Source organism: Synechococcus sp. OH2, assembly GCF_047462155.1.
In the GTDB taxonomy this organism is placed as follows: domain Bacteria; phylum Cyanobacteriota; class Cyanobacteriia; order Thermostichales; family Thermostichaceae; genus Thermostichus.
Genome location: NZ_JANSIR010000061.1, coordinates 11,632 through 14,206 on the forward strand (window position 1 = coordinate 11,632; position 2,575 = coordinate 14,206).

At 58.8% G+C, this 2,575-nt stretch carries 3 protein-coding genes; 2 read left to right on the plus strand and 1 reads right to left on the minus strand.

Going from position 1 to position 2,575, the window contains the following annotated elements; all coding sequences use genetic code 11:
• On the plus strand, nucleotides 1-198 hold a 198-nt coding region (locus tag NW835_RS05100; RefSeq protein ID WP_414414691.1), incomplete at its 5' end, for a hypothetical protein.
• A gap of 102 nt (nucleotides 199-300) precedes the next feature.
• On the opposite strand, the gene trxB is transcribed toward NW835_RS05100, so the two are convergent.
• Nucleotides 301-1,734 (minus strand): thioredoxin-disulfide reductase, encoded by a 1,434-nt coding sequence (gene trxB, locus NW835_RS05105; RefSeq protein WP_414378703.1) that lies wholly within the window; start codon nucleotides 1,732-1,734, stop codon nucleotides 301-303.
• A gap of 399 nt (nucleotides 1,735-2,133) precedes the next feature.
• Here trxB and NW835_RS05110 point away from each other — a divergent pair.
• On the plus strand, nucleotides 2,134-2,575 hold a 442-nt coding region (locus NW835_RS05110), incomplete at its 3' end, for a glutamine synthetase beta-grasp domain-containing protein (RefSeq protein WP_414414692.1).

A 2,575-nucleotide genomic window follows, 5' to 3' on the forward strand; every position in this document is an offset into this window, starting at 1 on the left:
AGCCGCATCCTCGTTTCTGTCAATCCAGCCCAGCGCTCTCCTTGGGAAGCCTACTTAGAGTCACAGCTCCCCGGCCAGTGGCAACTGCTGGGACAAGTGGGATCCCCTGCCGATCCTTTGCTCTTGACAACTGCAGAAGGGGATCCCCTGTTGTCGGTCTCTTTGGCCGCCCTGCAGGCCGCCTACCACAACACCTAGCTCCCCTCTTCCCAAGGGAGAGGGGCTGGGGGTGGTCGCGTGAGCGGCGCGTAGCGCTTGGGCGTCCCCAAGGGAGAGGGGCTGGGGGTGAGGGGGACTACCTCAAGCTGATCTTGCTTCAGACAAATTGGCCTGGATCACCTCCCGATAGTGGGACTTGGGCTTAACGCCCACCACCTGCGCCACCAGCTCCTTGTTTTTAAAAAACTGCACCGTCGGCGTGCAGGTGACCCCGCCGGCTTCAGCAATCTCCGGATCCTTCTCGATGTCGATCTCCACCACGTGCAGCTTGTCGGCAAACTCTTCGATGACCTTGTTCAGGATTGGCCTGAGGGCATGACAAGGGGCACAGGTGGGAGCGGTGTACTTGACCATCAGCAGGCGATTGCTTTCGTGGTAGAGCCGCCGCAGGGCATAGCTCCCTTCATGGCAGGTCTTACTGAAGTCCAGATCCTCGTGGCCGTTCTCCGCAAAGCTGGCTTCCGCCACCGCAGCTTCCCCCGGCGACTCCGCCTCGGGAGGAGCCGTGGCAGGGCTGGGCTCAGGATGGCTCTGAGGGACGACGTGATACTCTTGGGCTAAGCCGTGTTCTGAGAGCCAGCGCTCTGCCAACATGGCCGCCATACAGCCGGTGCCGGCAGCGGTGATGGCCTGGCGAAACTCGTGATCCTGCACATCCCCGGCGGCAAACACCCCCTCCACGCTGGTGGCTACCGATCCGGGGCGGGTGACAATATAGCCCACTTCATCCAGTTCCAGTTGTCCTTTGAACAGGTCGGTGTTGGGTTTATGGCCGATGGCGTAGAACAAGCCACCCACCGCCATCTCCCGGATCTCCCCTGTCTGGTTGTTGCGCACCTTCACCCCGGTCAGGCGCTGGCCGTCGCCCAGGACTTCCACCGCCTCGGTGTGCCAGTGCACCGTAATCTTGGGGTGGTTGAGCACCCGGTCTTGCATGGCCTTGCTGGCCCGCATCTTGCCACTGCGCACCAGCATGTGGACATGGGATCCAAACTTGGTCAAATAGGTAGCTTCCTCACAGGCGGTATCGCCACCGCCAATGACCACCAGCTCCACTCCCCTGAATATGGGCATGGCCCCATCGCAGACGGCGCAGGCGGACATGCCGCGGTTCCAGTAGATCTCCTCTCCGGGCAGGTGTAGGCGCTTGGCCGTGGCCCCGGTGGCGATGATTAGGCTGTGGGTGCGCACTTCTCGCTCATCAGAGCGGACGACAAAAGGCCGCTGGCTGAGATCCACAAAGGTGACATCCTCGGGGTAGAGCTCTGCCCCCCACCGCTGCGCTTGAGCGCGCATGTTTTTCATCAGTTGGGGGCCGCTGATGCCCTCGGGAAAGCCCGGAAAGTTTTCCACCTCGGTGGTGGTCATCAGTTGCCCACCCGGGATCCCGCCCACCTGAAACCCCTCAAACACAACTGGCTTCAGGTTGGCCCGCCCAGCGTAAATGGCCGCCGTGAACCCGGCAGGGCCAGAACCAATAATCACCACATTCTCAACCCGACTTTGCTCTGTCATTCGATGTCGCTCCTTGCTGTTGCTGAAAACTAAACCAAACTCATAACGACTACGTTTTAGCCTAACACAAGCCGGTACTCTGCGCGAGGCTCGAGCTCGCTAGTCTCATTTTCGCTTTCCTCTAGCTAGGGGGACAGGGTTTGGCTTCTCCGACTTGTCTTTGTCCAGAGGACAACAGGGCAAAAACGCTTGGCTGAGGGGCGCAATGGCCAAGCCGTTGAGCAGAAGGCCAAAGCCAGGGCAATTTCGTATCAGAAGCTACAAAATGCTGATATCGGCCTTTCTAGGATGGGTGAGCGCTTTTGGCCCACTCAAGTCGAAGCGCGGGGATCCGCTGCTGGGATCCCGTCTACCTTAGGATTACCCCAGTCTCAATTGCAACCCAATCAGGAGAGAGTAATGGCATCCACGCCCCAAGAAGTGCTTCAGATGATCCAGGACAACAATGTCCAGATGGTGGATCTCAAGTTTGTGGATATCTTCGGCACTTGGCAGCACGTTTCCTTCCACCCTTCGATGCTTACGGAACAAGTTTTCAGCGAAGGGCTACCCTTTGATGGTTCAAGCATTCGGGGCTGGAAATCCATCAATGAGTCGGACATGTACATGGTGCCGGATCCCAAGACGGCCTGGATCGACCCGTTCTTGCAAGTGCCCACCCTCAGCCTTATCTGTAACATTATTGAGCCGCGCACCGGCCAGCCCTACAGCCGTTGTCCGCGGAGCCTGGCAGCACGGGCTGTGGCCTATCTGCAATCGACAGGGATTGCCGATACGGCTTACTTCGGGCCCGAAGCAGAGTTCTTTATTTTTGAAGATGTACGGTTTGACCAGACCCAAA